The organism is Paraburkholderia pallida, assembly GCF_004524855.1.
Classification (GTDB): Bacteria; Pseudomonadota; Gammaproteobacteria; order Burkholderiales; family Burkholderiaceae; genus Paraburkholderia; species Paraburkholderia oxyphila.
In genome coordinates, this window is record NZ_CP038150.1 from 586,111 (window position 1) to 608,065 (window position 21,955).

General features: G+C 61.8%; 20 protein-coding genes. 2 read left to right on the forward strand and 18 right to left on the reverse strand.

What is annotated here, in order from left to right; all coding sequences use genetic code 11:
• Positions 1 to 41: 41 nt before the first annotated feature.
• From E1956_RS29285 to E1956_RS29315, 7 genes are all read right to left on the reverse strand, one after another.
• Positions 42 to 1,511 carry an aldehyde dehydrogenase family protein gene (locus E1956_RS29285; protein WP_134755804.1) on the reverse strand — a complete coding sequence of 490 codons (1,470 nt, stop codon included), beginning with the start codon at positions 1,509 to 1,511 and terminating at the stop codon, positions 42 to 44.
• Positions 1,508 to 2,494 (reverse strand): NAD(P)H-dependent flavin oxidoreductase, encoded by a 987-nt coding sequence (locus tag E1956_RS29290; RefSeq protein ID WP_134755806.1) that lies wholly within the window; start codon positions 2,492 to 2,494, stop codon positions 1,508 to 1,510. The genes E1956_RS29285 and E1956_RS29290 overlap by 4 nt, the downstream gene beginning before the upstream one ends.
• A gap of 42 nt (positions 2,495 to 2,536) precedes the next feature.
• A complete protein-coding gene (locus E1956_RS29295) occupies positions 2,537 to 3,526 on the reverse strand; it encodes a fumarylacetoacetate hydrolase family protein (protein ID WP_134755808.1) in 990 nt (329 codons plus the stop codon).
• A gap of 77 nt (positions 3,527 to 3,603) precedes the next feature.
• Complete coding sequence (kce, locus tag E1956_RS29300) at positions 3,604 to 4,548, reverse strand: 3,5-dioxohexanoate:acetyl-CoA acetone transferase (RefSeq protein ID WP_134755810.1); 945 nt, start codon at positions 4,546 to 4,548, stop codon at positions 3,604 to 3,606.
• Positions 4,545 to 5,669, reverse strand: coding sequence for an NADP-dependent oxidoreductase (locus tag E1956_RS29305; RefSeq protein ID WP_197732959.1), 1,125 nt, complete (start codon positions 5,667 to 5,669; stop codon positions 4,545 to 4,547). Before E1956_RS29305 ends, kce begins: the two co-directional genes overlap by 4 nt.
• Positions 5,670 to 6,707 (reverse strand): amidohydrolase family protein, encoded by a 1,038-nt coding sequence (locus tag E1956_RS29310; protein ID WP_134755812.1) that lies wholly within the window; start codon positions 6,705 to 6,707, stop codon positions 5,670 to 5,672. It abuts the gene before it with no gap.
• Positions 6,704 to 7,639: a VOC family protein gene (locus tag E1956_RS29315; RefSeq protein WP_134755814.1), complete on the reverse strand. Its 936-nt coding sequence runs from the start codon at positions 7,637 to 7,639 to the stop codon at positions 6,704 to 6,706. Before E1956_RS29315 ends, E1956_RS29310 begins: the two co-directional genes overlap by 4 nt.
• A gap of 373 nt (positions 7,640 to 8,012) precedes the next feature.
• On the opposite strand from E1956_RS29315, the gene E1956_RS29320 reads away from it, so the two are divergent.
• Positions 8,013 to 8,945, forward strand: a complete 933-nt coding sequence (locus tag E1956_RS29320; RefSeq protein ID WP_167760153.1) for a helix-turn-helix domain-containing protein — start codon at positions 8,013 to 8,015, stop codon at positions 8,943 to 8,945.
• A gap of 151 nt (positions 8,946 to 9,096) precedes the next feature.
• On the opposite strand, the gene E1956_RS29325 is transcribed toward E1956_RS29320, so the two are convergent.
• The 10 genes from E1956_RS29325 to E1956_RS29370 all read right to left on the reverse strand — a co-directional run bounded on the left by E1956_RS29325 (position 9,097) and on the right by E1956_RS29370 (position 19,625).
• The gene (locus E1956_RS29325; protein WP_134755818.1) at positions 9,097 to 9,864 is read right to left on the reverse strand and encodes a 3-hydroxyacyl-CoA dehydrogenase; all 768 of its coding nucleotides are present in this window, start codon (positions 9,862 to 9,864) and stop codon (positions 9,097 to 9,099) included.
• A 98-nt stretch (positions 9,865 to 9,962) separates the two neighbouring features.
• The gene (locus E1956_RS29330) at positions 9,963 to 11,147 is read right to left on the reverse strand and encodes an acetyl-CoA C-acyltransferase family protein (protein ID WP_134755820.1); all 1,185 of its coding nucleotides are present in this window, start codon (positions 11,145 to 11,147) and stop codon (positions 9,963 to 9,965) included.
• Positions 11,148 to 11,249: 102 nt separating this feature from the next.
• Positions 11,250 to 12,701: an NAD(P)(+) transhydrogenase (Re/Si-specific) subunit beta gene (locus tag E1956_RS29335; RefSeq protein WP_134757880.1), complete on the reverse strand. Its 1,452-nt coding sequence runs from the start codon at positions 12,699 to 12,701 to the stop codon at positions 11,250 to 11,252.
• A gap of 14 nt (positions 12,702 to 12,715) precedes the next feature.
• On the reverse strand, positions 12,716 to 13,036 hold the full coding sequence (locus E1956_RS29340) for an NAD(P) transhydrogenase subunit alpha part 2 (protein ID WP_134755822.1): 321 nt from the start codon (positions 13,034 to 13,036) through the stop codon (positions 12,716 to 12,718).
• Positions 13,037 to 13,050: 14 nt separating this feature from the next.
• Positions 13,051 to 14,193 (reverse strand): Re/Si-specific NAD(P)(+) transhydrogenase subunit alpha, encoded by a 1,143-nt coding sequence (locus tag E1956_RS29345; protein WP_134755824.1) that lies wholly within the window; start codon positions 14,191 to 14,193, stop codon positions 13,051 to 13,053.
• Positions 14,194 to 14,271: 78 nt separating this feature from the next.
• Positions 14,272 to 15,060 (reverse strand): enoyl-CoA hydratase/isomerase family protein, encoded by a 789-nt coding sequence (locus E1956_RS29350; protein WP_134755826.1) that lies wholly within the window; start codon positions 15,058 to 15,060, stop codon positions 14,272 to 14,274.
• A 59-nt stretch (positions 15,061 to 15,119) separates the two neighbouring features.
• A complete protein-coding gene (locus E1956_RS29355) occupies positions 15,120 to 15,890 on the reverse strand; it encodes an enoyl-CoA hydratase (RefSeq protein WP_134755828.1) in 771 nt (256 codons plus the stop codon).
• Positions 15,891 to 16,010: 120 nt separating this feature from the next.
• Positions 16,011 to 17,759: a PHA/PHB synthase family protein gene (locus E1956_RS29360; protein ID WP_134755830.1), complete on the reverse strand. Its 1,749-nt coding sequence runs from the start codon at positions 17,757 to 17,759 to the stop codon at positions 16,011 to 16,013.
• A 150-nt stretch (positions 17,760 to 17,909) separates the two neighbouring features.
• Entirely contained in the window at positions 17,910 to 18,860 is a 951-nt protein-coding gene (locus tag E1956_RS29365) for an electron transfer flavoprotein subunit alpha/FixB family protein (RefSeq protein ID WP_134755832.1), read from the reverse strand.
• A gap of 15 nt (positions 18,861 to 18,875) precedes the next feature.
• Positions 18,876 to 19,625, reverse strand: coding sequence for an electron transfer flavoprotein subunit beta/FixA family protein (locus tag E1956_RS29370; protein ID WP_134755834.1), 750 nt, complete (start codon positions 19,623 to 19,625; stop codon positions 18,876 to 18,878).
• A 215-nt stretch (positions 19,626 to 19,840) separates the two neighbouring features.
• Here E1956_RS29370 and E1956_RS29375 point away from each other — a divergent pair, with 215 nt between their 5' ends.
• Entirely contained in the window at positions 19,841 to 20,863 is a 1,023-nt protein-coding gene (locus E1956_RS29375) for an AraC family transcriptional regulator (RefSeq protein WP_134755836.1), read from the forward strand.
• 57 nt (positions 20,864 to 20,920) lie between these two features.
• Here the strand turns inward: E1956_RS29375 and E1956_RS29380 are convergent, their stop codons facing one another.
• On the reverse strand, positions 20,921 to 21,955 hold the full coding sequence (locus E1956_RS29380; RefSeq protein WP_167760154.1) for an alpha/beta hydrolase: 1,035 nt from the start codon (positions 21,953 to 21,955) through the stop codon (positions 20,921 to 20,923).

Consider the following 21,955-nt stretch of genomic DNA (forward strand, 5'->3'; position numbering starts at 1 on the left):
TCGAACGCTGCTTTCTCTCAGGTATCCTGACGATTTTGAGGTCAATGCGCGCCGGCGCGTGGACCCTGCCCGTGAGACGCTGCGACCTGGATCGTGGTCTTGGTCTCCTGGAATTCCGCGAGGCTTGCGGAGCCGCGGGCCCGGCCCAGGCCGCTCTGCTTGAACCCGCCTTCCTCGTAGCTGTCGGACAAGGTGGCCCAACCGTTCACCCATATCGTGCCTGCCTTGATGGCGCGCACCACGCGCTGTGCACGATCGAGATCGCGGGTGAAGACCGACGCTGCAAGGCCATAGTTCGTGGCGTTGGCGAGACGCACGGCATCGGCCTCGTCCGCGAAGGTCTCGAAGCTCAGCACCGGCCCAAAAATCTCCTGCTGAACCAGCGGAACGTCGACATCAGACGGCTCGATCATCGCCGGTCGAAAGAACGCGCCCTCGGCCAGGGTCCCCTCGAGCACCGGACCGCCGCGGACCAGCACGCGGCCATACCCGGCCGCATCGCGCACGAACGCGTCCACGCGCGCTACGTTGGCCTTGTCGATCAGAGGTCCCATCTGGCTGGAAGGATCGTCAGCGGGTCCCAGCACGACGGCCTCGAGCATGGCCGCGAGCCGGGTACGCCATGCATCGGCGACGCTGCGCTGAACCAGCACACGCGATCCCGCCATGCAGAACTGCCCCGAGAACATCGTGATGGCAGCAACCACTACCGGCGCCACCGTCTCGATGTCCGCGTCTTCGAAGACCACGAGCGGCGTTTTCCCCCCTAGCTCGAGGCTCACGCGCTTCAGACTCTCGGCGGCCTTGGCGGCGATCAGCTTGCCCGTCCTGGTGCTGCCCGTGAAGTTGATGGCGTCGACAAGCGTCGACTCGACGAGGAGCGTCGCACAATCGCTGCCGCTCTCCGTGATCAGATTCACCACGCCTCGGGGGAGACTCGTCGTCGAGGCCAGGGCTTCGGCGATCAAGGCGTTGGTGAGAGCGGTCTGGGCCGGCATCTTGATGACGACCGTGCATCCCGCCGCGAGAGCCGGCCCCAGCGCACGCACGCATAGCGCCAAGGGCGCGTTCCACGGGATGATCAATCCCGCCACCCCGATCGGCTCGTGGGTCGAAATGCCGAAGACGCCCGGCAGGATCTCCGATGCACCGCCCCGCTGCGCGAGCGCGAGACCTGCGTTGTGCCGCAATGTCCCGGGAGCGGTATGCGCTTCGAGCGAGGCCCCGCGGATCGTCTTGCCGGTCTCGCGCGCATTCATGCTGATCAGCGCTTCGGTTCTTGCCTCGAGCTGGTCGGCCAGCTCCATCAAGGCACGCGCGCGCAACTGGCGGTCATGCGCCCATTGCGTGTGGTCGAACGCCCGGCGCGCAGCGGCGATCGCCAACTCAGCTTCAGCGCGCTGCCCGTCGTAGAACTCACCGAGCACCATGCCAGTCGAGGGATTGATCGATACGCCCACCGTGCCCGATTGAGCCCATGCGCCATCGATCCAGAGACGCGTCGTTGTCATTGCTGCACCTCGCGATTCATGACGTCCGCACACTTCAGAATCGCGCTTCGGCATTCCGACACCATGCGTTCGATCAGTTCGGCGCAAGTCGGCACATCGTCGATAAGACCGATCGATTGACTCGCCCAGACGAGCCCATCGTCGACCGCGCCGCTCTCGAGTGCAGCTCGACCTCGCGCCCCGGCAACGAGAGGCTGCAACTCCGGAAACGCGGCACCCTGTGGCCGTCGTTCCAGCGCGACGACCGCTTCCGAGACGGTATTGCGCAACACTCTGCCCGTGTTCCTCAGCGTCCGGAAAATCAGCGTCGTGTCGCGCTCCGACGCAGCGAGCAAAGCTTGTTTGATGTTCGGATGCAGCGGCGCCTCGCGCGTGGCGCAGAAACGCGTCCCCATGTTGACGCCATCGGCACCGAGTACCAGCGCGGCGGCCATACCCGCGCCGTCGGCGACGCCGCCCGAGGCGAGAATGGGCACATCGAGCTTGCGTGCCGCCGCGCGGATCAGCACGAAAGCGCCGATGTCGTCTTCTCCGGGATGCCCGGCCGCCTCGAATCCGTCGATCGAGACCGCGTCGACACCCTGCCTCTGGGCCGACAGCGCGTGCCGAACCGACGTGCACTTGTGTATGACCGTAGTCCCATGTGCTTTCGCCCTGGCAATCACCGCGCCCAGTTCGCTACCTGCCGTCTCGAGCACGGGCACATCGCGACCGAGGATGACATCGAGGTACTCGTCGTATCGGGGCGGATTGCTGGTAGGCAGCACGGTGAGGTTCACCCCGAACGGCCGCGACGTCATCCGCCTGCAGCGATCGATCTCCTCCCCCAGGGCTTCTGGCGTGGGCTGGGTCAATGCGGTCAGCACGCCCAGGCCACCGGCATTGGACACGGCGGAGGCAAGCTCCGCGCGCCCCACCCACTGCATCCCGCCTTGCACGATGGGATATTGAATCTTGAGCAACTCTGTCAACCGGGTTCGCACAACGTCATCCTCCTTTTCAATTACCGTTCCCGCGTCGCCCCGCTAGCGCGCGGCAGCTTCGACCACGGTGTTGCTCAAGCCACCGAGCATGCGGCCCTCGCCGGTCTCGACCAGCGTCGCCGTGACGACATCGCCGGCACGCAGGAACGGGCGCCCCCTGGTCATCTCCACGCGCAGTTCGTCCCGTCGGATTTCATCGTGAAGAAGGTGGGTCTGGATGATCTCGACCATGCGCGCCGTGACTGGCGTCGTCACCCCACCGGGCGTGCCGGTCAGCAGCAGATCGCCTGGGTGCATGTCGAGGACGGTGCCCACGAAGTTGAGCGTCTCCACGGGCTTCCAGATCAACTGTTGCGAGCTCGCATGCTGCCGCAGCTCGCCATTGACATGCAGACGGATCTCGAGCCGTTCGAGGGCCGCCGCTACCTCGTCGGGTTCGAGGAGCCACATGACGGGTCCGACTGGACAGAAAGTGCGATAGCTCTTGCCCCGGAACCACTGCAGCAATGACTCGCCGAACTGGACATCGCGCGCGGATACATCGTTGCAAAGCACGACACCCGCAACGTACTCGCCGATGTTTTCCTCAGTGATGCGATCCTGGGCGCCAATCGGCTTGCGGATCACCAGCGCAAACTCGACCTCGTAGTCGAGCAGTTCGACCTCCGGCGGACGAACGATATCGTCATAGGGGCCCGTGATCGACGATCCGGCCTTGCCGAAGATGAGATTGCTCTTGCGCTCGGCGTGCTTCGCTTCCTGCGCATGCGACACGTAGTTGAGGCCCTGGCAGATCAGCGCGGCCCCCGATGTCACCGGTGACAGCAGTGTTGCGGCCTTGATCGTCACGGCCTGGCGTTCATCGGCCGGGCCGATGCCGGATGGCTGTGCAAGGAACTCCGCTGTCGTCGCGCATTGCACGGCAAGCGGGACCAGGCGAACCGCGTCGTCCGCGCTGTGCGGCGCAGCGCCAATGAGTTCGCCCCAGTGGACGACACCGTTATCCCCGTATCGAACGATCAGTCTCGACATGTTCTACTCTCCATTTCTTTAACCCGCTCCGCACCGTTGCGTCACGCCGGCCGGTGTGTCGCGTTGTTCATCGAACCTCAGAAAGCCACGTTGTCCGCGCCTTTCAGGTCAAGCAGCGCACGCGCTTCCGCGGGCGAGGCGATCTCCAGCGACAGCGACTCGAGAATGCCGCGCAGCAGCGTCACCTGTTCCGCGTTCGAAGTCGCGAGCCGTCCTTTGCCCGCATACAGACTGTCCTCGAGGCCCACGCGGGCATGGCCGCCGTTGAGCGCGCCCATCGTCGTGAAGCCAAGCTGGTGGCGTCCCACGGCCATGATCGACCACAGATAGTCGTTACCGAACAGCTTGTCGGCAATCCGTTTGGCATGCAGAAGATTTTCCGTGTCCGCACCCTGGCCACCGAGCACGCCGAAGATCGACTGCACGAACAACGGCGGCTTGACCAGTTTTCGGTCGAGAAAGTTGGCGAGCGTGTACAGGTGAGCGGTGTCGTAGCACTCGAACTCGAAACGCGTGCCATGGCCCTTGCCGAGGCGCTCGAGAATTTGCTCGATATCGGAGAACGTATTGCGAAAGATCCAGTCTCGCGAGCGCTCGAGATAAGGCGCTTCCCAGGTGTGCTGAAAGTCCTTGTAGCGCTCGAGGGCCGGAAATAACCCGAAGTTCATCGATCCCATGTTCAACGACGCCAGCTCCGGCGACGCGCGCATCGCCGCGGCCAGCCGGTCGTCCAGCGACATGCCCTGCCCGCCGCCTGTCGTGATGTTCACGATGGCATCGCAAGCCTCCCGGATGCGGGGAAGAAACTCCATGAAGATGTCGGGATCGGGACTCGGGCTGCCGTCGCCTGGGTTGCGCGCGTGGAGGTGCAAGACGGCCGCGCCGGCTTCGGCCGCCGCAATGGATTCGCGTGCAATCTCGTCCGGCGTCACCGGCAAATACGGACTCATCGAAGGCGTGTGGATCGAGCCCGTGACGGCACAACTCAGGACGACTTTGTGGGGCGCTCGCGGCTGGCTCACGACGTGCTCCTTTCTGCCAGCTCGGAATCCTCACGAAGGCGAATGAGCAATTTTCCCGCGTTGCCGCCCTCGTACAGCGTCTGGATCAGTCCGGGCGCGGACTCGATGCCTTCACGCATATCTTCGCGATACTTCAACTTGCCGTCGCGAATCCAGCCCGCCAGGTCGGCGATCGCCTCTTCGTAGCGCGCAGCGAAGTCCGTCGTGAGAAAGCCACGCATGGTGGCGCGCTTGACCAGCAGATGCCGCTCCGGTCGCGGACCCTGATTCCACGGCTCCCAGCTTGCGAACGACGCCGTGCCGCAGATGGCGATGCGTGCATGCACGTTGATCTGGCGAAGCACGGCATCGAGCGCCGCACCGGACGTATTGTCGTAGTACACGTCGATGCCATCGGGGCATGCCTTGCGCAGCGCGGCGTCGATGTCGGCCTCGCGCTTGTAGTCGATGGCGACGTCGTAGCCGAACTCCTCGACGCATTGCCGGACCTTGTCTTCCCCGCCCGCAATGCCCACGACCCTGCAACCCTTGATACGCGCGATCTGGCCCACGGCGGAACCGACGGCACCAGCCGCAGTCGACACGACGACCGTCTCGCCCGGCTTGGGCTGACACACATCGAGCAGGCCGAAGTACGCAGTGAGCCCATTGAGCCCGAGCACGCCCAGCGACAAAGACAAGGAAAGATCGCGCTCGAGCACCTTGCGCATGACTTGTTCAGGGCGCACGGCCGCATAATCCTGCCAGCCGAAAATGCCCATCACCTGATCGCCCACAGCGTAGTCAGGGTGCCGTGACGAAATGACTTCGCCGACCGAAAAGGCACGCATCGTGTCGCCGACCTCGATCCGGGGCCAGTAGGTGCTCGTGTCGGCGATCCAGCCACGCATTGCGGGATCGACGGACAGGTAGCTGTTACGGACCACGAATTCGCCTTCCGCCGCGGTGGGAAGCGGCGCGACCCGGATGGCAAAATCGTCCGCTTGCGGGATGCCATTGGGCCTGGACTTGAGCCAGACCTGGCGATTAACTTGTTCCATGATTGAATCAGTCTCCGAATTGGATGGGTTCCCAGGTGATGAGATAAAGCGGCAATGCAATTTCCCCTTCGGGGTGACCATTCATGTTGCACTCCGAAGTGTGTCGTGAGGCAGCGCCTCGGGCGAAGCCTCGCCCAGAAAGCGCATCGCGTTGCCCGACAGCAGGAGATGCCGCGTTTCGCTATCGAGGTCCATCTCATCGAGTCGTTGCACAGGCCGGGTATCCTGGATCACGAACGGATGGTCCGTGCCGATACACAGTTGCGTTGCGCCAAAGGTCGCAATTAAATGAGCCAGGGTCGGCCCGTCATAGACGAGTGTGTCGTAGAACAAACTGCGCGCCTGCTCCCAGGGCGACCTTTGATGCGACAACCCGAGTTGCTGCCATCCGGCCGCAAGGCGCGGCAACGTCAGTGCGAAACCGCCTGCGCCGTGGCTGAACGCGATCCGCAGCCGAGGATGGCGATCGAGCACGCCCCCCGTAATCAGCGACGCTGCCGCCAGCGCGTTCTCGCCCGGAAAGGCCACCAGTTGAATCAGCCCCGGGGGGCCCACCAGCCGGTTCATCCCCGCCGCCCTCAGCGGGTGCACGAAGATCGAAGCACCCAGCTCTTCGGCCGCGGCAAAGAACGGCTCGAAGCGCGGGTCGCCGATCACCACGTCGTCGATATTGGTCCCGATCTCTACGCCGCGGAAAGTCCCCTGTTTCATCAGCCGCTCGAGTTCGCGCGCGGCAAGCTCCGGGTCCTGCAGCGGCACGCAGCCGAGCGCGGAAAAGCGCTCGGGCGCCTGCGCCACCATCTCCTCGATCGCGTGGTTGATGTGCCGGCACAGCACGAGCGCGTCCGTGGCCGGCATCCAGTACGACAGCAGCTCCGGCATCGGCGAGAGCACTTGCCGGCCGATACCCGTTTTGTCCATCTGATGAAGACGCTGTTCGACGTCCCAGCATTCGTGCGAGACCGTGCGAAAGACCTTGCCGTCGATCATCACGTTTCGGTGATTGCACTGCGGGGAATCGCACATGTGCGGCCACGACGCGCCCGACGCGGTGCCTGCATACGCGGGGAAATCGTACGGAACGATGTGCGTGTGAATGTCGATGGTCGAGGTGTTCATGCCGCGCCCTCTACCCACGCCTGCCAACCCGAACCGGCACGGTAGGGTTGAACGAGTCCCGTCGCGGACATCCGCGGATCACGGATGCCACCCCAGCCGTCGATGGACTCCGGCACCGGAGGCAGCAGCCTCGGCTCGCGCGGGGAGACCTCGGGAAACTCCTCCATGCCGAAGCTGTACTCGAGCGTCAGACCGTCCGGGTCCAGAAAGTAGAGGAAAACGCTCTCCGATGCCGGATGGCGGCCGGGACCGAAAACGATGGGCACGTCCGCCCGTTTGAACCGGTTGATGGCGACCCCGATGTCGTCGATTGCGGACACCATGAAATTGACGTGATGCAAGCCGTCGCGCGAGCCGAGTCCCACCCCCACGCCATGGTGATATGGGTTGGGCGGAGGCCGCATCAACGTGATGACACCGTCGATGTCGTCCGAGGTCGCAAACCCCAGCACGTTCTGCATGAATGTGACCGCCTCGGCACGACGCGGCGTGCAAAACACCACGTGGCCGATGCGCTGAATCCTGGCGACCGTGGGCTTGAACGTGCGGGACACCGCGATGCCGCGCGGCAGACAAAACTCGAAGGCCGCACCGGTGTTGGGTTCGGCAATACGCCAGGCGCGCACGAGCGAATGAGCGTTGCACTCTTCGGTCGACACTTCGTCCCAGGCAATGTGGTGCTCGCTGAGTCGCGCACCCAGCTCGTCGAAAGCGGATTCATCTTCCAGTGACAACGCAAGCGAGCGGTAGCCCGGCACCGCGGATTCGTGCAGCACCACCACGCAATCGTCAGTACCACAGAGAAACGACGCCGAGCCGTCCGCGTTCAGCCCCATCGGAGTCAGTCCGACGATCTCTTCATAGAATTCGCGGGAGCGGTCCAGATTCGTGACGTTCAAGTCGACTCGGGCGAGTCGCTGGTATCGAAGCATGTTTGTCTCCTTGCGGCGAAGCCTGTGTGCTTCGCCCTTGGCAACCAATGTAAGGTGGCGGCCCGATCGTTTCTATCCGATTTGCGCGCAATAGCAGAGCCTGTATCCGAATTGCGCAGGGAGTTGACCCGGTGGTGTGAAAACCGCGCCCTTCGGGGCACACAGAGGACCGTTGGAGAGGCGGCGCAGGCATTTTCCGCACCGCAGCACGCCGGTGTCAGGCATGCAACCGTGGCAGCGCCCTCATCGGCCGACGCTCGCTTCGAACCACAAGACGGTGCCCGGCACGGCACCTATTGACCCCACCAGGCCCCGCGGCATATGCTTCCAGTTCGGCCGACTGGAACGTCGACCGGTGTCTGGTGGAACTAACATGAACCTGGTCACTCACCACAAGCTTCCCCTGTTGAGGTCGTATGAGCCGGCCGAAACGGGCCAGCATCTAGCCCGTTTTCTAGCGTCCACCAAAGTGACTCCATTGGGCGATCTCGAGCGCCCGGCCCAGGTCAGCGGCATTCACATCGGCGCGTTCTCGATCGCCGTCGTTGCATTGGGGACGGCCGTCTCGCTCGAGGCTGTGGGGGATGGCGACTACGCGGTCATGATCGCGTGCCTGGAAGGCTCGGGTGAAGTGGAGGAAAACGGCCAGGTCTATCCGATGCTTGCTAACCGGGGATATCTGGCCTGCCCTCGCGGCGTGCTACGGGCAAGGTTTTCGCGCGACAGCGTGAGACTCGTGATTCGCATGGAAACCGGCCTGCTCGGGGCACTTCCTCTGCAGAGGAACATGGCTTTCGGCGTCACGAACCCGGCGCTCGCGCCCTGGTTCGACTACGTGCAATTTCTGTTGTCCTCACGAGCGTCGATCGACGCGATTGGCAAAGACTACGGTGTACGCGAGCGCGTCGAAGCGCTGATGGTCACGCTGCTCGAGCGTACCGCGCTTCCAGCCATCCTGGACGACCAGCGCCAGCCCAGTGTGAGTCGCGAGGTCCGGCGCGCCGAGGCGTTCATCCGCGAAAACCTCACGAAAATCTTGAGTCTCGAGGAAATCGCCGATGCGGCGGGAGTCAGCGTGCGGACCTTGCAAGCGAGCTTCAAGCGGCACCATGATGTCTCGCCGATGCGCTACATGCGTGACCTCAGACTGGACGTAGCGCGTGAACAGATCCTTGCCGGCTCCTCGATCACGGACGCCGCATTCGACTGCGGCATCCCGCACGCGGGGCGCTTTGCGCAGTACTACCGGTCACGCTTCGGACACCTGCCGTCCTCGACGGGACCGGGCTCTGAGTCCGAGTCCTGAGCGGTTGCGACAGCGCTTTTTGGCCCCATACGCCTGGAGAAAACCTGGAGCAAGGCGAGAACGCCCCTTGCCGAAGGAGCGCCCCTCTTGACGCGTCGCACGTTGATCGCGGCCCTGCTCAAAGTCGCATCGGGCGCCACCGGAAGCCGTTCTATCTCGCCGTCATCCGGATCGCGCCGTCCAGGCGGATGACCTCGCCATTGAGCATCGGGTTTTCGACGATGGACTGCACCAGCTGTGCATATTCACGCGGCCTGCCGAGGCGCGAGGGAAAGGGTACCTGCGCGCCGAGCGACGCCTGCACGTCCGCTGGCAACCCCATCAACATAGGCGTCTCGAAGATGCCGGGCGCAATGCTCATCACCCGGATGCCGTAAGCGGCCAGTTCACGCGCAATGGGCAAGGTCATACCGACCACACCGGCTTTCGAGGCCGCGTATGCGGCCTGACCAATCTGCCCGTCGAATGCCGCAACCGATGCGGTGGTGACCACTACGCCACGCTCGCCCTCCTCATTGGGCGCATTGTTACGCATCGCCTCAGCGGCCAGGCGGATCATGTTGAACGTTCCAATCAGGTTGATCTGGACTGTCCTGACGAAGCTCGTCAACCCATGGGGTCCCTGCTTGCCCAGTATCTTTTCACCTGTTGCCACGCCGGCGCAGCAAATCAGTCCATGGAGACCGCCGAACTCGGTGGCAGCGAGCGCCACCGCACGCTCCACGGAAATCTCGTCGGTCACATCGGTCTGGATGAATCGCACGGCTGAGCCGAGTTCGCTTATCAATTCCTCGCCCGCTTGCCCGTTGATGTCGGCGAGCACCGCCTTGCCGCCATGACCCACGATCATGCGTGCGGTCGCGGCACCCAATCCACTGGCGCCGCCGCTAATGAGAAAAGTCCTGCCTTGAATCTCCATCTTCCATTCTCCAAATCGTCAGCCCGTCAATTCACGGACGAATACCTTGCATGTGATACAGACGCGTATAAAAACTTCCGCGCGTTATGGGCGCCGTTCTAGACGCGTTCAAAGATCGCCGCAATGCCCTGACCACCGCCAATGCACAGCGTGACCAACGCATAGCGGCCGCCCGTGCGATGCAATTCCGCAATTGCCTTGATCGTGATAATCGCGCCCGTTGCACCCACGGGATGACCGAGCGAGATACCCGAGCCGTTGGGATTGACCTTTGCCGGATCAAGACCCAGCTCGCCGATCACGGCACAGGCCTGCGCGGCGAAGGCCTCGTTGGCTTCGATGACGTCCATGTCCTGGATCTTGAGGCCGGTGCGCTCCAGAACCTTTCGCGTGGCGGGAATGGGGCCGATGCCCATGAAGGCCGGCTCCACGCCGGCATGTGCGTATCCCACCAGGCGCGCAAGCGGCTTGAGACCCAGCGCGTTGACCCGATCGCCGGTTGCGAGCACCACGGCACCGGCACCGTCGTTGATCCCCGAGGCGTTCCCGGCGGTCACCGTGCCGTCCTTCTTGAAGACCGGTTTCATGCCGGCGAGCGTCTCGACAGTGGTGGCAGCACGCACGTGCTCGTCTGTGTCGAACAGCACCAAACCCTTGCGCGTCTTGATCTCGACAGGGACGATTTGCTCTTTGAAGCGCCCCTCTTCGATGGCGACTGCAGCCCGGCGGTGGCTCTCGGCTGCCAGCACATCTTGCTGCTCGCGCGAGATGCCATATCGCTGGGCCACGTTCTCCGCCGTGATGCCCATGTGCATCTTTTCCCACGGGTCGTGCAGAATGCCCACCATGTAATCGATTAGCTCCGAGTTACCCATGCGCGCGCCGTAGCGTGCGGCAGTATCGAGGTAGGGGCCGCGGCTCATGGACTCGGACCCGGCACCGACTGCAATATCGCAATCGCCCTGCCCAAGGGCCTGCGCGGCTGACACGATGGCTTGCAGGCCCGAGCCGCACAGACGGTTCACATTGAAGGCCGGCGTTTCGATGGGACAGCCCGAGTCGATGGCCGCCACACGGCTCAAATAGGCGTCGCTCGGCTCGGTCGGGATCACGTTGCCCATCACCACATGGCCAATCGCATCGGGAGCCACGCCGCTTCGCTCGATGGCCGCCCGCACGGCAGTCGTGGCGAGCTTCGTGTTGGGGACGTCCTTGAGGGCGCCGCCAAAGGTGCCGATTGCGGTGCGGGCGGCGCCGACTACATAGATTTCGCGCTGAGACACAGTACCTCTCCAAATTGAACAACAAAAAATCAGTCAATGGGCGATGAACACAGCCGCCTTTCTGGTGCGGTGAGAACCTGATTCGACGCCGGATTGCAGGCGTCAGGCTCCCTTCACCATCTCCTCGATCACTTTCTTGGCATCGCCGAACACCATCATCGTCTTGTCCATGTAGAACAGCTCGTTGTCGAGGCCTGCGTAGCCCGCCGCCATCGAACGCTTGTTCACGATGATCGTGCGCGCCTTGTACGCCTCGATGATCGGCATGCCCGCGATCGGCGACTTCGGATCGTTCTTCGCCGCCGGGTTCACCACGTCGTTTGCGCCGAGCACGAGCACGACGTCGACCTGACCGAATTCGCCGTTGATGTCCTCCATCTCATGGACGATCTCGTACGGCACTTCGGCTTCCGCGAGCAGCACGTTCATGTGCCCCGGCATGCGGCCCGCCACCGGGTGAATCGCGTACTTCACGTCGACGCCCTTCTCGACGAGCTTGTCGGTCAGCTCCTTCAACGCGTGCTGCGCGCGCGCCACTGCGAGACCGTAGCCCGGCACGATCACGACACTCTCCGCATTGCCCAGCATGAACGCGGCATCGTCGGCCGAGCCCGACTTCACCGGGCGCTGCTCCTGCGCACCGCCCGAAGCCGCCGCGCCCGCTTCCGAGCCAAAGCCGCCGAGAATCACGTTGAAGAACGAGCGGTTCATCGCCTTGCACATGATGTACGAGAGAATCGCACCCGAGGAGCCCACCAGCGACCCGGCGATGATCAGCATCGCGTTGTTCAGCGAGAAGCCGATGCCCGCCGCCGCCCAGCCCGAATACGAGTTCAGCATCGACACCACGACAGGCATGTCCGCCCCGCCGATCGGAATGATGATGAGCACACCCAGCGCGAACGCGATCGCCGTCATGATGATGAACGGCAGCCACGATTGCGTCAGGAAGAACAGGATGCCGAAGCCGATCATGCCGAGCGCGAGCATCAGGTTGATCAGGTGCTGGCCCCCGTAGACCACCGGTGCGCCCTGGAACAGCCTGAACTTGTACTTGCCCGAGAGCTTGCCGAAGGCGATCACCGAACCCGAGAACGTAATCGCGCCCACAAACGTGCCGATGAACAGCTCGATGCGGTTGCCATACGGCAGGAAGCCAGGATACGGCGCATCTGCGGCAACCAGCCCGAACGCGGCTGGCTCCGACACCACCGCATACGCGATGCACACCGCCGCGAGACCAATCAGCGAGTGCATGGCCGCGACGAGTTCGGGCATCTTGGTCATCTCGACGCGCGCGGCGACAAACGCACCGAGCCCGCCACCGACCACCAGCGCCCCGAACAGCAGCGCGAGGCCGAGCCCGAGATTCGAGCCGAACTGCGCGGACTGCTTCGCGATCAGCGCAATGGTGGTGAGAATGGCGATTGCCATGCCCACCATGCCGAACATATTGCCGGCGCGCGCGCTGCGCGGGTTCGACAAGCCCTTGAGCGCCTGGATGAAGCAGACCGACGCCACCAGGTAGAGCAGCGTAACGACGTTCACGCTCACGAAGTTAAGCCCCATCATGCACCCTCCTTCGCGCTCGCCTTCTTCGGCTCCTTCTTGCGGAACATCTCCAGCATGCGCCGCGTGACGAGGAAGCCGCCGAACACATTCACCGCCGCGAGCAGCACGGCGAAGGTGCCGAAGAACTTGCCCTGCGTGCCGACCGTGAGCCCGGTGGCCAGCATCGCGCCCACGATCACGATGGCCGAGATCGCATTGGTCACGGCCATGAGCGGCGTATGCAACGCCGGCGTGACATTCCACACCACGTGATAGCCGACATAGACGGCCAGCACGAAGATGATCAGGTTGATGACGGTATGGTTGATCAGTTCCATTGCCGGGTCTCCTCTCAGGTCTTGCGCGTGACGGCGCCGTCGCGGGCCAGCAGCGTGGCCGCGACGATGTCGTCCGCGAGATCGATATTCAGCGCGCCTTCCTTGGTCACGATCAGCTTCAGGAAGTCGAGCAGGTTGCGCGCGTAGAGCGACGAGGCATCCGCGGGCACCATCGCGGCCAGGTTTGTATGGCCGACGATCGTCACGCCGTGTTTGACCACGATCTGGTCCGCTTCGGTGAGCGGGCAGTTGCCGCCGCGCCGGCCTTCGTATTCCGCGCCGCGTCCTGCAGCGAGGTCGACAAGCACCGAACCCGGTTTCATCGCCTGCACGGTCTCCATCGAGATCAGCGTCGGTGCGGCGCGTCCGGGGATCAACGCGGTGGAGATCACGATATCGGCCTGCTTCGCGCGCTCGTGCACCAAAGCCGACTGGCGCGCGAGCCACGAGGGCGGCATCGGCCGCGCGTAGCCGCCCACGCCTTGCGCCGCTTCACGTTCCTCATCGGTTTCGTACGGCACGTCGACGAACTTCGCCCCGAGCGACTCGATCTGCTCCTTCACCGCAGGACGCACGTCCGAAGCTTCGATCACGGCGCCCATGCGCTTGGCCGTGGCAATCGCCTGCAGACCTGCCACGCCCGCGCCCAGGATCAACACGCGCGCAGCCTTCACAGTGCCGGCGGCCGTCATGAGCATCGGCGTAAAGCGCGGATAATGGTTGGCGGCCACGAGCACCGCCTTGTAGCCGGCAATGTTGGCCTGCGAGGACAGCACGTCGAGGCTCTGCGCGCGCGTGGTGCGTGGCGCGGCTTCGAGCGCGAAGGCGGTAAGCCCGGCCTCGGCAAGCTTCTGCGCATTCTCGGCATTAAAGGGATCGAGCATGCCGACCAGCACCGCGCCGCGCTTCATGAACGCGAGCTCGCTGACCGAAGGCGACTGGACCTTGAGCACGAGCTCGGCGCCGAAGGTGGCGGCCGCATCCGCGACCTGCGCGCCCGCGGCCACATAGGCCTCGTCGGGAAAGCTCGCGCCGGCGCCGGCGCCTGCCTGAATCGTCACTGTGTGACCCTGTGCGACGTACTTCTTCACCGTCTCGGGTGTCGCGGCCACGCGTGTTTCGTTCGCCCGCGTCTCCGCTGGCACTCCGATGCGCATCGCTGAATCCTCCTTCTATTTCCTTAGCTTTCCTACACTTATTGACCGTTTTCGCTCCGCCAATCTGAGCGCTCCATTTCAGTTTTTCGGCGCTTTTCCCGGACTCGAACGCCCAACGAAGTCGGTAACGCGTTGCCGGAATTCATCCGTCAACGCGCATCTCAGAAACGCCTGCTTTTCGCGCTCGAGATGTTGTTCAAGGCCACTCTCTGAAGCCTCGCCCACGAGAGACTTGAACTCCCTGACCGCCGCCCCTGGCGTTTCTATGACCTTGCGCGCAAGCGCGAGCGTATCGCCTTCCACGGCAGACGGATCGCTGACACACTGGACCAGCCCTAACGCACCCGCTTCGTCTGCGCTCAACGCACCGCTGCCCAGCAAAATCTGCAACGCGCGCGCAGAGCCCAAACGCCGTGCCAAATGAAAAGAGAGCCCTCCGTCACTTGAAGTCCCCAACTGCGCGTAGCCAACGACAAAACGGGCAGACTTTGACGCCACAACCCAGTCACATGCCATTGCCAGCGAAAAACCCGCACCTGCTGCTGCACCCTGCACACTGGCGATCACCGGTATCGGCAGCCGCCTGATCGACAGAATGACAGCGTGGAGCGCATTAATGAGCTTCTCGAGAGAGCCATCGGCGTTCTCCAGCCCCTCGAGAATCTGAACCAGATTCCCGCCCGCAGAAAATATCTTCCCTGTCGCCTGGAGAATCACGGCGCGAAATCGCGGGGTATTCCGGATGTCATCCAGCACGCGCAGCAACTCGTCACAGAACGGAATGTCGATTGCATTCGCCTGCTCCGGATTGCTCATCGTAACGACTGCGATGTCGCCGTTTGAGGTCAGAGTAATCTTGCTTTCCATTTATTTCTGGTCCGTGTAAAGCGGATTCGGAATCTGAACCCGGTACGTTCGACGTCGCCTTAGCCGTTCTTCCAAACCGCCTTGCGCTTTTCCAGAAAGGCGTTGACGCCTTCGCGCTGATCATCCCCATCGAAGAGGTCGATGAATCGCTCGCGCTCCAACGCCAGTGCCGCCTTGCGGGGGATACCCTGACGCGCGCTGTGGATCAGTTGCTTGCTGAACGCGACCGCCTGCGGACTCAGGCTGGCGACGCGTTCCGCCATTTTTAGCGCCGCATCCAGCGACTCGCCCTTGCCCACAACCTCCTCCACCAGCCCGATGCGCAAGGCCGTCTCGGCATTCACCCGTTCGTTGGTCAGGATCATGCGCTTGGCCCAGCCCTCGCCCACCAGCCAGGGCAGTGTCTGAGTGCCACATCCGGACGGAAGCAAGCCCACTGCGGTTTCCGGCAAAGCCATCTGCGACTGTTCCTCGGCAACGCGAATGTCGCAAGCAAGCGCGCACTCCAGTCCCCCGCCCATTGCGTAGCCGTTGATTGCGGCGATCACAACCGGGCGTGCCTCCTGCAGTGCTTCAAATGCTTCGCCGAATCTTTGCACCATCAGGCGCGCCTCTACTTTGTCGCCTGCCGCAAAGCGCTTCAACTCCGCGCCCGCGCTGAAAAACTTGTTGCCTTCACCCGTCACCACGACGGCGTAGATGTCCCGATCGTCATTCAATGTGCGGACCATCTCCTTCAGCGCTAGCAGACTTTCAGCGGTGAAGGTATTTGCGGGCGGATTGTTGATGGTCAGGACCGCCGTGTGGCCCTCCTTCCGGAAATCGATCATTCTTTCTCTCCAATAACTGAATAGGTACGACACACCTCGTCAACGCGAGACGCTTGCACGCACGAACGTCTACATGAAGATCGCGTATCGTGTCTGGATTGATGTTTTATGGCCTCGACATCAGATTTCGCGTTCTTTGACGTAACGACCCGGCGCGGCCTCGATCTCTTGATATTTTCCATTGCCGACGTTCTCCGGCGCCGAGACCTCTTTTCCGGAATGCCCTTTGAGCCACGCGGCGTAATGCGGCCACCAGCTTCCCGGCATTGACTGCGCGCTGGCAAGCCACTCGTCGGCGCTGCCACCCACATCTCCGTCGACCCAATAGTTACGCTTATTCCTCGAAAATGGATTGACGGGACCCGTGATGTGGCCGCCTCCACCCAGTACGAACTCGACCTTGCCCCTTGACAGTTTCACGCTCTCGTATCCGGACTTCCAGGGCACCAGGTGATCTTCGCTGGCGTTGAAAACGTAAGTTGGCACATCGATCAAATCCAGGTCTACCGGCTCACCGCACACCGTCATGGCCCCGGGCTGCACCAGCTTGTTTTCCGCATAGCAGTCACGCAAGTAGGATGAGAACATCGGTCCCGGCAAATTGCTGTCGTCGCTGTTCCAATAGAGAAGATCGAATGCCTGCGGCTTCTGGCCTTTCAGGTAATTGTTGATCACGAAGGACCACACGAGGTCGTTCGCGCGCAGGCTGGCAAAAGCCCGCGAAAGCTCCTTTCCGGAGACAACTCCACCTTGGGAGAGCGCTTTCAATCGCTGATCGAGAAAGGCATTGCGTAGATACACGCCGATCTCGCCCGGGTTGGCGTAATCCAGCATGGCAATGAGCAGCGTCATGCTGGCGACCGGATATTTGCCCTTTGAAGCCAGCACCGCGAGCGCGCAAGCTAGCAGAGAGCCGCCAACGCAGTAGCCTAGTGCATTCACCTTCTTCTGCTTCGTGATCTCCGACGCTACCTCGATCGCCGCAATCACGCCCTTCTCGACGTAGTCATCCCACGTGAGGTGCTGCGACGCGGGCGAGGTATTACGCCACGACACGATAAAAACGGTATACCCTTGCGATACGTAGTAGCGAACGAACGAACTTTCGGGTGCGAGGTCCAGTATGTAGAATTTGTTCACTACGGAAGGCACGATAACCAGGGGAACGGCATGCACCTTCTCGGTCGTCGCTCGATACTGGATTAGCTGGATCAGCTCATTTTCGTAGACAACCATGCCGGGCGTATTGGCAAGATTCTCACCCACCTCAAACGCCGCCTCGTCAGAAATGGAGAGATATCCTTTTCCGATATCTTCAGCCATCATTTTCAGGCCGCTTACGAGGCTTTGCCCCTTTGTCTCAATCGCCAGTTTGAGGACTTCCGGGTTGCTGAGCGCATAGTTGGCTGGGGACATGGCATCAAGAAAATGGCGAGCGACAAACGCCACTTCCTCCTTGTCTTTTTCGTCCATGTTCGCGGAGTCAATCACCTGAAGGAGCGCGTCAGATGCAAGCAAATACGACTGCTTGATATAATCGAACAATGGATAGTCCTTCCACTCCTGAGCATCGAAGCGCCGGTCACCCTTTTGAGTGTCAACGACAGAACCCGCGGTGTTCTTCATCCACATGCTCGACCACAGCGCAAACTGCTTTTCGATGTACTCGCCTTCGATTCCAGCAACTTTACCTGCGTTTAATCTATAGAGATCCAGCAAGAGCCGACCTGATTCTATTGCCGGATTTTTCGACACGGAATCGCCGAGCACGCCGGCCCGCCTGGCGGCTTCGGTCAGATAGTCTTGCTGTGCCTGCCAGAGCGCCTGGAATAAACTATCGAGATTAATACTACCGATGGTCGACTGCATGACATTTTCCTCAATGGTCAGATGACTCTACTCTGACTCATTCAAATTATTCACTCTCTTCACGCGATTAAAATAATATGCATTCCTGTATATCAGGCTATGACCATCGCGCCAAAACGCACCCAGTTGCCTTGTATATCGGACGAGATCTCAGTCAGATCCCTGAGCGTCGATTGCGGCGACAAGGTCGGGGGTCAGCGTAAACAGATCTCCCACGAGGCCGTAGTCGGCCACGCTGAAGATCGGTGCTTCTTCGTCCTTGTTGATCGCCACGATCACCTTCGAGTCCTTCATGCCTGCCAAGTGCTGGATCGCGCCCGAGATGCCCACCGCGATGTACAGTTGCGGCGCGACGATCTTGCCGGTCTGGCCGACCTGGTAGTCGTTGGGGACGTAGCCCGCGTCGACTGCCGCGCGCGAGGCGCCCAGTGCGGCGTTGAGCTTGTCGGCGAGCGGCTCCAGAACCTTCGTGTAGTTCTCGCCGCTGCCCAGACCCCGGCCGCCCGAGACGATGATCTTCGCGCTCGTGAGTTCCGGACGGTCGAGCCTGGTGACTTCGCGGCTCACAAATTGTGAGAGGCCGCTGTCTACCGCCGCCTCGATCTTCTCCACCGCTGCGCTGCCGCCTTCGGCCGCCGCAGCGTCGAATGCAGTGGTGCGAACCGTGATGACCTTGATCGGGTCTTGCGACTGAACCGTAGCAATGGCATTGCCCGCGTAGATCGGACGCTCGAACGTGTCCGGCGCATCCACTGCCGTGATGTCCGAGATCTGCGCGACGTCCAGCTTCGCGGCGATGCGCGGCGTGACGTTCTTGCCCGCGGCCGTAGCCGGCGCCAGGATGTGCGTGTAGTTCTTTGCGATCGCAAGGACCGTCGCTTCGACATTCTCCGCGAGGCCCTGCTCGAGCTGCGGCGCGTCGGCCAGCAGCACCTTCGAAACACCGGCGATCTTCGCGGCCGCGTCTGCGGCAGCCTGGGCGTTGTGGCCCGCGATCAGCACATGCACGTCGCCGCCGATTTTCTGCGCGGCGGCCACCGTGTTCTGCGTCGCAACCTTGATCGACACGTTGTCGTGTTCGGCAATAACCAGATTCGTCATTTTGGTTCGTTTCCCTTACAGCACCTTGGCTTCGGTCTTCAGCTTCTCGACCAGCGTCTTCACATCTGGCACCTTCACGCCCGCACTGCGCTTGGGCGGCTCGGCAACCTTCAGGGTCTTCAGACGCGGCGTGACATCGACGCCAAGGTCTTCGGGCTTGATCGTCTCCAGCGGCTTCTTCTTCGCCTTCATGATGTTCGGCAGCGTGACGTAGCGCGGCTCGTTCAGGCGCAGGTCCGTCGTGACCACGGCCGGCAGCTTCAGCGAGAGCGTTTCCGCGCCACCGTCGACTTCACGCGCGACCGTGGCACAGCCATCGGCGATCGTGATCTTCGAAGCGAACGTCGCTTGCGGCAGATTCGCCAGCGCGGCGAGCATCTGGCCGGTCTGGTTCGAATCGTCGTCGATGGCCTGCTTGCCGAGGATCACGAGCTGCGGCTGCTCCTTGTCGACGACCGCCTTGAGCAGCTTCGCCACGGCGAGCGGCTGCAGGTCTTCATTCGACTCGATGAGGATCGCGCGGTCCGCGCCGATCGCCAGCGCCGTGCGCAGCGTTTCCTGGGCCTGTGCGACACCTGCGGAGGCGGCGATCACCTCGGTGACGACGCCGGCTTCCCTCAGGCGCACGGCCTCTTCCACGGCGATTTCGTCGAACGGGTTCATCGACATCTTGACGTTGGCGATATCGACACCCGTACCGTCCGATTTCACGCGGACTTTCACGTTGTAATCGATCACTCTCTTCACTGCTACGACGACTTTCATAACCTGATCTCTGTTCGCATGCGCATTGAACTTTCATCGCTCCCCCACACCTCGCCGCAAGAGCCTATACTGTGGCAAGCCGCTCGGGCAGGTGAAGGCACTGGCTTGCAGTGTATTCACGCCCTGTTGAAATTGGGATGCTCGGCGCGGTCATTTGACGTGACCGTTAATGCCATACGCGATTTAGGCGAACACTTCAGACGCGCACAATAGGCATGGAAAGTGAAAAGGGAACCGTTTCGGTGGTCCTCGTCGAGGAGACGTTGAACCTCGCTCGGCGCGGAGGCCTGGATACCGGTCCTCTACTCGAGGCCGCGGGCATCGCCCCGGCCGTCCTCGCATCACCGCGAAGCCGTATTACCTCCGAGCAGTATGGAACGCTGTGGAACGGTATCGCCCGAGCCATGGATGACGAATTCTTCGGACAAGATTCTCACCCGATGAGAAGCGGTGGCTTTATCGCGATGACGCGCACCGCACTCACTGCTCAGACTGGCGGTCGGGCTCTCGCAAGCGCGGTGGGGTTCATGCGTCTTGTACTCGATGACATCTTCGTGCGAGTTAGCGCGAAAGACAAAAGCGTTCGACTGGAATTTGTGCATTCGAAGCACAAGCAAGCGCCAAGCATGTTTGCTTATGCAACTTACTTTCTGCTTGTTTACGGACTCGTCTGCTGGCTCGTGGGCAATCGCATCTCTGTCTTGCGGGCATGCTTCCAGTGTTCCGAGCCGGCTGCTGTTGACGAATACAAGCTGCTGTTCTGCGAAGACATGACATTTGGACAAGACACGACGTACGTTGACTTGACCGATGACTTTATCGATTTACCCGTTGTTCAAACCAAAAATTCTGTCAAAGCTTTTCTAAGGGATGCACCGGGCAACTTTATCGTCAAATACCGCAATCCCGACTCGCTGGCCGCGCGGGTCCGACGACTTCTACGAGAAAATCCGGCCGAACAGTGGCCCTCGTCAAGTGAGCTGGCAAAGCACTTCCGCCTTTCGGAGGCAACGATGCGACGGCGGCTCAGAACCGAAGGGCAGACATACCTCTCCATTAAGGACCATGTCCGACGCGATTTTGCAATAGGCGCGCTTCAAGGGTCCGACCGCCCCATCGGCCTGATCGCGCAAGAGCTTGGGTTCGCCGAACCCAGTGCGTTCTACCGGGCTTTCCAGAAGTGGACCGGACTGCGCCCCAGCGACTACCGGAGTGAAAAGCATAAGCTGGCCAAATGAGCTATGCCTTCAGGTGATACCGTGTATGCGGTCCTTTCCGCGATGCACATCCTCGCTTCACGGCAATGACGCGCTCAGGAAATGCTCGACGCGCCGGTAGAGCTCGAAGCGGTTGACTTCGAGACACATCGAGTGCGTTCCCTGGCCCAATACCTCCAGACGCTTATAAGGCGCTCCAGTCAAACGCTCAAAGAGCTCGGACGCCATGCGTACGGGTGTATCGACATCCCATTCGCCCAGAATAGCCAAGACCGGAACTTCAATGCCTTGGGGTTCGTAGGTGGGAATGCCTGCGGCCCAATATTGAGTCAGATCCGCCAGCACGCCGTTCGGAGCGTGCAGCACGGGCGGCGTCTGCGACGCACCAAGGGGATCCGTGCTCAGTGCATGCTCCCACCACTGGTTGATTTCGTCCTCCGGACAAAGGAGTTGCGCGGTGCTTGCATCTACCCCGCGAAACCAGCGCCTGCGGGCGTCTTTGAGCGTAACCTTCCGATATGAGGAAAGCGTCGATACCATGAGCGGTCCCAATGCCGACATCCACATCTTTTCAGCCAAGGATAGCGGCGGTGCCGTCCACAGTGGCGGCGAAATCTTCCATAACGGCGCGTACATGACCAGTCGCCGCACCTTTGAGTTGTTCCTTGCGGTGTAACCGCCACAAATGGCCGTACCCCAAGACCACCCAACAAGATTCACGCTTTGCGCACCGGTGCGAGCAAGGACACAATCTACCGCAGCGCTCAGATCGAGAATCGCTTCCGCCGTACGTGCGTGGGGCCGGTTAGCCGGCCTCGCTTCATCATCGATCGGCGGGCGCGACGAAAGACCGTAGCCACGAATGTCGACGGCGTAGACATCGTGACCGTGTGCCGCTGCGAAATCGAGCCACGAGCCACCGCGCAGCGGGGTGTCGAACGCGGATACGCCCGAAAACGTGGCGCCATGAACAAATATCGTCACAGCGCGATTGCCGCGACTCACCTCGGGTGACAAGCATTTGCGCCGGAGGTGAATCTGAACACTGGAAGGCTCCGATGGCACGTAGAAGTCTTCGCAAATCAGGTTCGACGATGGGACTGTTTTTGTCAT

Excerpts from the sequence above, each read along its gene's own strand:
- E1956_RS29365 (WP_134755832.1), bottom strand. The coding sequence starts at position 18,860 with ATGACGAATCTGGTTATTGCCGAACACGACAACGTGTCGATCAAGGTT.
- E1956_RS29305 (WP_197732959.1), bottom strand. The coding sequence starts at position 5,669 with ATGGTCACCCCGAAGGGGAAATTGCATTGCCGCTTTATCTCATCACCT.
- E1956_RS29320 (WP_167760153.1), top strand. The coding sequence starts at position 8,013 with ATGAACCTGGTCACTCACCACAAGCTTCCCCTGTTGAGGTCGTATGAG.
- E1956_RS29340 (WP_134755822.1), bottom strand. The coding sequence starts at position 13,036 with ATGGAACTGATCAACCATACCGTCATCAACCTGATCATCTTCGTGCTG.
- E1956_RS29315 (WP_134755814.1), bottom strand. The coding sequence starts at position 7,639 with ATGCTTCGATACCAGCGACTCGCCCGAGTCGACTTGAACGTCACGAAT.
- E1956_RS29325 (WP_134755818.1), bottom strand. The coding sequence starts at position 9,864 with ATGGAGATTCAAGGCAGGACTTTTCTCATTAGCGGCGGCGCCAGTGGA.
- E1956_RS29360 (WP_134755830.1), bottom strand. The coding sequence starts at position 17,759 with ATGCAGTCGACCATCGGTAGTATTAATCTCGATAGTTTATTCCAGGCG.
- E1956_RS29380 (WP_167760154.1), bottom strand. The coding sequence starts at position 21,955 with ATGACAAAAACAGTCCCATCGTCGAACCTGATTTGCGAAGACTTCTAC.
- E1956_RS29285 (WP_134755804.1), bottom strand. The coding sequence starts at position 1,511 with ATGACAACGACGCGTCTCTGGATCGATGGCGCATGGGCTCAATCGGGC.
- E1956_RS29375 (WP_134755836.1), top strand. The coding sequence starts at position 19,841 with ATGGAAAGTGAAAAGGGAACCGTTTCGGTGGTCCTCGTCGAGGAGACG.
- E1956_RS29345 (WP_134755824.1), bottom strand. The coding sequence starts at position 14,193 with ATGCGCATCGGAGTGCCAGCGGAGACGCGGGCGAACGAAACACGCGTG.
- E1956_RS29350 (WP_134755826.1), bottom strand. The coding sequence starts at position 15,060 with ATGGAAAGCAAGATTACTCTGACCTCAAACGGCGACATCGCAGTCGTT.
- E1956_RS29370 (WP_134755834.1), bottom strand. The coding sequence starts at position 19,625 with ATGAAAGTCGTCGTAGCAGTGAAGAGAGTGATCGATTACAACGTGAAA.
- E1956_RS29310 (WP_134755812.1), bottom strand. The coding sequence starts at position 6,707 with ATGAACACCTCGACCATCGACATTCACACGCACATCGTTCCGTACGAT.
- E1956_RS29355 (WP_134755828.1), bottom strand. The coding sequence starts at position 15,890 with ATGATCGATTTCCGGAAGGAGGGCCACACGGCGGTCCTGACCATCAAC.
- E1956_RS29295 (WP_134755808.1), bottom strand. The coding sequence starts at position 3,526 with ATGTCGAGACTGATCGTTCGATACGGGGATAACGGTGTCGTCCACTGG.